9 protein-coding genes are annotated in these 6,964 nt (G+C 48.6%); 8 read left to right on the top strand and 1 reads right to left on the bottom strand.

The window, feature by feature from the left end:
• Positions 1 to 175: 175 nt before the first annotated feature.
• Positions 176 to 652 carry a helix-turn-helix transcriptional regulator gene (locus QZR21_RS07320; protein WP_296097006.1) on the bottom strand — a complete coding sequence of 159 codons (477 nt, stop codon included), beginning with the start codon at positions 650 to 652 and terminating at the stop codon, positions 176 to 178.
• Positions 653 to 783: 131 nt separating this feature from the next.
• Between QZR21_RS07320 and QZR21_RS07315 the strand changes: the two genes are divergently transcribed.
• The 8 genes from QZR21_RS07315 (at position 784) to QZR21_RS07280 (ending at position 6,520) form a co-directional block, all read left to right on the top strand.
• Complete coding sequence (locus tag QZR21_RS07315; protein ID WP_307973849.1) at positions 784 to 1,191, top strand: hypothetical protein; 408 nt, start codon at positions 784 to 786, stop codon at positions 1,189 to 1,191.
• A 140-nt stretch (positions 1,192 to 1,331) separates the two neighbouring features.
• Positions 1,332 to 1,916, top strand: a complete 585-nt coding sequence (locus QZR21_RS07310; RefSeq protein ID WP_296097004.1) for a hypothetical protein — start codon at positions 1,332 to 1,334, stop codon at positions 1,914 to 1,916.
• On the top strand, positions 1,909 to 2,481 hold the full coding sequence (locus tag QZR21_RS07305; protein WP_296097001.1) for a toxin glutamine deamidase domain-containing protein: 573 nt from the start codon (positions 1,909 to 1,911) through the stop codon (positions 2,479 to 2,481). The genes QZR21_RS07310 and QZR21_RS07305 overlap by 8 nt, the downstream gene beginning before the upstream one ends.
• Complete coding sequence (locus QZR21_RS07300) at positions 2,478 to 2,702, top strand: hypothetical protein (RefSeq protein WP_296096999.1); 225 nt, start codon at positions 2,478 to 2,480, stop codon at positions 2,700 to 2,702. The genes QZR21_RS07305 and QZR21_RS07300 overlap by 4 nt, the downstream gene beginning before the upstream one ends.
• 59 nt (positions 2,703 to 2,761) lie before the next feature.
• Complete coding sequence (locus QZR21_RS07295; protein ID WP_296096997.1) at positions 2,762 to 3,313, top strand: hypothetical protein; 552 nt, start codon at positions 2,762 to 2,764, stop codon at positions 3,311 to 3,313.
• 18 nt (positions 3,314 to 3,331) lie between these two features.
• The gene (locus tag QZR21_RS07290; protein WP_296096995.1) at positions 3,332 to 4,174 is read left to right on the top strand and encodes a phage minor head protein; all 843 of its coding nucleotides are present in this window, start codon (positions 3,332 to 3,334) and stop codon (positions 4,172 to 4,174) included.
• The gene (locus QZR21_RS07285) at positions 4,171 to 5,085 is read left to right on the top strand and encodes a DUF2213 domain-containing protein (protein ID WP_296096990.1); all 915 of its coding nucleotides are present in this window, start codon (positions 4,171 to 4,173) and stop codon (positions 5,083 to 5,085) included. The genes QZR21_RS07290 and QZR21_RS07285 overlap by 4 nt, the downstream gene beginning before the upstream one ends.
• A 724-nt stretch (positions 5,086 to 5,809) precedes the next feature.
• Positions 5,810 to 6,520 (top strand): TVP38/TMEM64 family protein, encoded by a 711-nt coding sequence (locus tag QZR21_RS07280; protein ID WP_296974654.1) that lies wholly within the window; start codon positions 5,810 to 5,812, stop codon positions 6,518 to 6,520.
• Positions 6,521 to 6,964: the final 444 nt, after the last annotated feature.

Below are 6,964 nucleotides of genomic sequence, written 5' to 3'. Positions count from 1 at the left end.
GCCCTTTGGGCCGCAAAAGAAGAACCACCAGCTAAGCTGGTGGGTTTCTCTTTTTATTGGCTGACAGGGGGGGCCTTTTTTCCCCTGTAAGTATGATACATTTATGAGATTTATTGTATAAAATATAAAATTCAGCGGCGGTAGAGCCAGGGAAAACGGAGATAGCCGTGGAAACTTATGACGTTTCCTTTTTCGCGGCCCGCTCCATCTCCAGCTCCTGCTCGATCGCTTTCCGGCGGGCTTCGTCTTTAGCAGACGGGGCCTGCTCTTTTTTATTGGCCAGCTCCCTGCATACAGCCAGGAGAGCCACCGCCAGGTCCTGCCGCACATCGTCCGGAAAACCCATAATGATGCGGACCATATCCTTCTGCTCCTTCGACAGCTTGTACTGCTTCGCCACATCGTCCAGCAGGGAGTCATCGGTAGGAGCATACATTTCTCCTTCTCCGGTGCGGAACCATGTTTCATCTACACCACAAACGGAGCAAATTGTCTTGATATGCCTTTCAGAGATATTTCGTTTACCAACTTCCATCATGGCAAGCGTAGACTGGCCAAGGCCTAGAAGCTGTGCAAATTCAGACTGGCTTTTCCCACCATCGTATGTACGACGGATTTCTTTTAACCGCTCAGCCATATTATTTAAATTCATTTAATCACCTTCTTCCTTTGATAATAAAATATTACAAATGAAATAAAAAGTAAATGGGATACATCAAAACGGATTGACATTGATTTCATATATGATATTATTGTTATAAAATCAATCACAAATGAAATTATATCAGTAAAGGGGGTGATACAAATGGACTGGGAAAAACGCTGAGAAAAGACAGAACGCATTACGGTTATGATGCTATCCGGGTACTTACGAAAGAGAAGCATGGCTATGTACCGAACGCTTTTACAAGGTCGGATATTGGAGGAATTGCGCTGCCATGGGGCGATGATTTCATGGGGCTGAAGCATATCATCCAAGAAAGAATGTCTCAGGGGATAAAGCCCGAAGATTTCCTGCCAAAACTTCCCGATATTATTGAAAACGGAGACATTGAAAGCAGAAATGGACGTTTTTATATTCGTAAAGATCACTATACAGCTATCGTGTCTCCCACCTATTTTGATGATGAATTCACATTCCTCCTCACCGGATGGGATGAAAATTATCCTAAAACCACGAAAAAGCATTGAGGCTCCAGAAGCATGTAAACTAATCTGGATTTACTGAACGGACAGACCACTTGCTCCGCTCACCTCAATGCTTTTCTTATATTTATTATAAACCTAAATTCAGAGAATTCAAATATTTATTGCCATTTTTCGAGGTATACATGGACCAGACGAATGAGAATCTTCAGAGAATCCGGACGCTTGACCGGGATCGGGATACTAACCCAAATCACTGGCGCACTATCAATGGTTCCCATGTCCATCTGGATAAAAACGGGAATTATGATGGCGGAGCCGGGAATAAATTCAACGGGCGGCACCATTATGGACCGGGCTGGAAACAGAAGGCCATTCTCATGGAAAGTCTTACCAATGCCCTCCGCAAAGGAGTAGCCGGGAAACAGAAAAATGTCGCCCCGCAGGGGACATCCTCAAGTGGTAAAATTAAGACAGAAGAAAAAGCTAGAGAAGAGATCAAAGGGTTAAAACAGAAGATGCTCAATTCTCATGCTGAATTTAAAAAGGCGCAAAGGGAGTATGACCAATACAGAAGGCCATTGAATCCTGGGGATGCAGGATATGACCAGTATCAAAAGGTTTTAAATAAATTCAATACAACCTTGAGAGAATATCAAAACTCAAGGAGGGAATTGCAGGAGACCATAGTAAAGAAAGCTGCCAGTGGAGTAGACCTGACGCATCCGGATTCCATCGCTTCAGTAGGAAGGGGGGGACCCAATGGATGAAAAGAAGGCCAATTCAGGACATGCCAATCCAGGGTATCGGCGCAGGGGAGGATATACCATAAATTGTCAAACTTGCGTGGTTGCATATGAACTTCGAAAAAGAGGTTACAATGTAGAAGCCAAGCCAAATACCAAGTCTGACGCATTCGAGGAATTGAGCCTTAATACGAATCATGCCTGGATTGATCCCAAAACCGGAACCTATCCGGAGTACATAAAGGATGAATCGGTTACAGGAGCCAAAAAAGCCTATAAATGGTTAAATAGTATATTAGAGCCGGGGAAAAGGTACACTATACAATTTGGCTGGGCAGGAAGGAAACGAACCGGACATATCATCCATTGCAGAAAGATTGAGGAAGGAATTGAGCTGTATGATCCTCAATCGGGGAGGATTATTTCTGAGCAGCAGGAATGCCTAATGTATCTGGATCGAATCAAGTATAAAATGACATCTTATGGACATAGATTCAAGACGCCGCCTAAAGTATTACAGGTTGATGGGTTGATTCCCAATGTTGATTTGCTGGATATGGTACTAACGAAAGGTGGAGGATTAGTATGACAGTACTGGAATATGCAAAGGCCCAGGGGTACGATGTTGTGACTGATACAGGAAAGTATTGGAAGGGATATAGGGTCTATGAACCGGATTATAATGTTCCCAAGTTCACTGGACTTCCAATGTCCATCCTGGTCAAAAATGGAAAAGTCCGGATGACAACCGAAGAAGAATGCTTTGAGGTTTTAGACTTTATCCATCTAAAGGGAGAAGAAGAAGAATAAGATCGTAACACGAGGAAGACCGCTCCGGCGGTCTTTTTTAGTGGGATACAGAGGGCAATATGGACCGAACAGAGGAAAACATTAAAAGAATACGGGCCTGGGATTGGGAAAAGGATACAAACCAGGGAAACTGGAGAACCATCAATGGTTCCCATGTCCATTTGGATGAAAACGGAAACTACGACGGAGGGGCCGGGGGAAAATTTAATGGTCAGCATTATTACGGGAAAAGCTACAAAGAAAAAGGAAAATTAATGAGAGAGTTGGCTGAAGCGCTCCGGCGGGGAATAGAAAAGAAACAGGAAAATCATGAAAATAAAAAATTCAGAATTAAATTTGGACCGGGATCCTTTACGACGGTGAACCCTGTAAAAGGGAATCCCAATCAGGTAGTACTTCTAAGTCCAGGGCAGGGTCCAAAGATTATTGATTTCCAGGGAGGAGTAGAGGCGTCTTTGGATAAAGCCCGGAGAAATGGGCTGGAAGTTTCCGAAGTCAGAGAGGAATCTTCGCATTATATCCCCTTGCCTGATGAAGCGGGATACAACGGCAGGGTAGGACGGCAGCAGGCAAGGTCAAGCGCCAGGGGAAGGCCACAGGGAGCACAGTAATTTATAAAGGGAGAAAATATGGCAAGGTACGAAGACCGGTTCAAGCCGAGACCATCGGTAGAACGGAAATACAGGGCGGCCATACGAAGGATTATGCAGGGACTGCGGGAAAAGCTGGAAGGCGCCAGCAGTCCTTTTCAAATGCTTGAAATCCTCCGCGGATTTGCCAGGTCACCGACATTGGACAGGGAGGCCCGGGAAGCAGCCAAGGAGATGGTGACTCATCTGTTTTATGACGGGGCCAGAGACTGGAGAGAGGCTGCCAGACATGGGTCAAGGGGGCGGATGATATATGAGACCATCAGAAAGGAGATGGCCCGCAGAACGGATTTTGACCCGATTATTGAGCGGAATGCGAAATACATCACGTCCATGGCCAGCGGGGTGGCTGATAAGGTAACCAAAGATATGGCCAGGGGATACATGCATGGGAAGAGGCCGGAGGAGCTGATGCATGATGTGCTGCAGCGATGGCCGGAACTTACAGAGTGGCATGCCCGTCTGATTGCCAGGACGGAGACATCCAAGGCGTCTACCGCACTTACGAAGGTCAGAGCTAAGAGCGCAGGATTGGACTGGTACGTATGGAGGACCAGCGAGGATGCCAGAGTAAGAACTTCCCATCATCATATGGATGGCGTTATCTGCAGCTGGAGTGATCCTCCATCCCCGGAGGCACTGATACACGAGAAGAGCTACGGGAAATATAACCCGGGGGAGATATTTAACTGCCGCTGCTACCCGGAGGTGCTGCTGGACTATGGAGATGTTTCCTGGCCGCACAAGGTCTACCTGGGCGGACGTATACGGTCTATGACGCTGGCAGCATTTAAAAGACTGAATGGAGGGAAAGACATATGAGGGTTTACTACGGGAGTCGAATCTCAGATCATCTGGTAAGGACTCCCGAGGGGTATCTGATCTGTAAAGATGTACCCATTGCCAGGACAGGAATCCAACAGTATAGGGGGATGGAGTTCGGAGGGAAAGAACCGGAACGGATTTATGACGTTAATCGGCCTGAAGAAGAAGTATTCAGCCCCGCCACGCTGGCGTCCTTTGAAGGGAAGCCTGTAGTGGATGAGCATCCGCAGGAAGATGTGGGAGCGAACAATTCGCTTCACTACCTCAAGGGCGCATGCAACAACGTACACCGAGGAAGCGGGGACCTGGCCAATTGTATTGTTGCGGACCTCATCATCTACGATGATGACCTGATCCGAAAGATTGAAAATGGGAAGCGGGACATTTCCTGCGGGTATGACTGCCTGTGGGAACCCGCAGGCGATTTCGGATATACACAGAAGGAAATTCGGGGAAACCATGTGGCCGTGGTAGATAAAGGACGTGCGGAACACAAGGTATCTATCCGGGATTCCGATAAATATAATTCTCACATTTCCAAAGGAGGAAAAAGAATGAGCAAGAGAAGTTTATGGGGACGTATGGTGAAGGCTTTCATCAATGATGCCGACACTACCCCAGAAGATGTGGAAGCGGCAATGAAGCTGAAACCGCAGGCCGAAGACGATGAGGAATGCGATCCGAAAAAGGTCGTAGTCGTACCGGAAGAACCTGCACATGATGATGACGGAGAACTGGCTGAAAAGGTGGCACGCCTGAAAAGCATGGTATCCCAGCTGCTTGCAGCCAGGAAAGCGTCTGACGATGCCAAGGGTCAGCCAGCACCGGCGCCGGTGACGCCTAAGTCTGAACCGGATGCGCTGGATGCACTGGAAAATGAACTGAAAGGTGGAACAACCCAGCCGTAGCAGGGGACAGCTCCGGTACCAGTGGAGCAGAAACCTGCAGGAGATGAAGATCCTGTAGATGTCCCGCCACAGCAGATTAATCGAGAAAACGGAGAAACTAATGATTGCGGGGTTATTGAACCGAATGGAGACGACCAGAAGGCTGCAAGGGATGCAGCTCTTAATCAGGGTGTCAGGGGTTCGAACCCCTGATGGTCCACCAGAAACAACAAGCTCGAAACTGTAAAGTTTCGAGCTTTTCTTTTTTTCTAATGGTCATTTTCGTATAGACCCTGTGTGAGACCATCTCGATAACGTCATTTCGAGCGGTGACACGCTTCTCCTCGGCTGGCAGTATGCACAATGACTCTATAGGTAAAAATCGCTACAGCTGCGATGAGTCGAGAAATCTTTCTAGTAAATGACTGTGACGGTGTTACAACTCGATGGGCCACAGATTCCGTTGATAGCGCCGCCTTTTATTATAATGGTTTGTATGGCTAAGCTTGTGTGCGACCGGATGGGGCTTCTAGCTGTTAGCTTCTAGCAGTTAGGAAAGCGGGGCAGCTTACGGCATGAAGAAGTTGACGGAATCATCCGTAGAAAGTGCCGCAGGCGAACCGGCTTTCCTAGCCGCTAACAGCTAGCAGCTAGAAGCCCCGCTCCAACTGACACCAGCCGTACCTCGCTACCAGCCCCTGCACCAAGTGCCTCCAACCGTTATTTGTAATTCAGAGGGGATTCTATGAGATACAGAAACTGGAACGAAAAGGGAGAGCGGAAATTTCGACTCTCCGTACTGGCACTGCTCATCCTGGTGCTCGTATCCATCCATTTCATTGATCCCACCTTTTATCCCACCATATACCATTTATCCAAAGATGGAGACCTCCGGGGCACCATCCACTACCTCCAGACCTTCGGCATTTACGCCGCCTTCATGAGCTTCTTCATCGACGTGGTCATCAATATCGTAGGCTTTCTGCCCTCCATATTCATTTCCACCGCCAATGGACTCATATTCGGCCTCTTCTGGGGCGTCATTATCTCCTGGCTCGCGGAAACCGTGGGGGTCATCATTTCCTTCTACGTCATGCGTACCCTCTTCAGGGGCATGGCCATGAACATTATCAACAAAAGTAAGACCCTGAAAAAACTGGACTCCTACGACTCCTGGCAGGCCATCGCCGCCGCTCGGGCCATCCCCTACATGCCCAACGGCCTCGTCACCGCCATAGCCGCCCTCTCCAGCATGCACTTCCGCCAGTACGCCCTGGGCTGCCTCATCGGTAAACTCCCTTCCACAGCCCTGGAAGTCGTCCTGGGCCACGACGTGGTCAACCTGGAAGAACACGCCCTGCGGCTTACGATACTCATCATCATCGTCACCGTGATTTACGGGGGACTCTGGTACTATAAGAGAAAGAAAAGCAAGAAAGAAAAGAAAAGTGGCTGAAGGGCAACGGGAAGAATTAGGAATTAGGAATGAAGGCGGCAGAGCCGTTTCTTCCTTACGTAACCTCCCCCATCTATGGGGAAAGGAGACCGCGATAGCGGTGGAGGGGGTTCTCGCTAAAGTCACTGTAACCGTCTTCCACCAAAACACACAGCCGCCGATGGAATCCTAAAGACTCTACACAAAAACATGCAATTGACTCAGCAGTAGGCTCCTTCCTTGGGAAGGAGCTGCCCACGGGGCTGAGGTTAGCTGAAGGGAACTGACGGAACCCGGCCCGCAGGGCCTGGACAACGGAAATAGCCTGCGGCACAGCCAACAGCTAACCTCCGTCTGCTTCGCAGCCACCGCCGGGCCCCAAAAGGAAGGCGCTTTAATGTGCAGTAAAAGTGTGCAGGTCCTGCATAGGACCTGCAAGCCAGCCGCAAGTTGGCGCTTTTTCTG

The organism is uncultured Dialister sp., assembly GCF_900541605.1.
Lineage (GTDB): Bacteria > Bacillota > Negativicutes > Veillonellales > Dialisteraceae > Dialister.
Note: the sequence above shows the minus strand (reverse complement) of the source record. Positions and strands in the feature narration are given on the sequence as shown.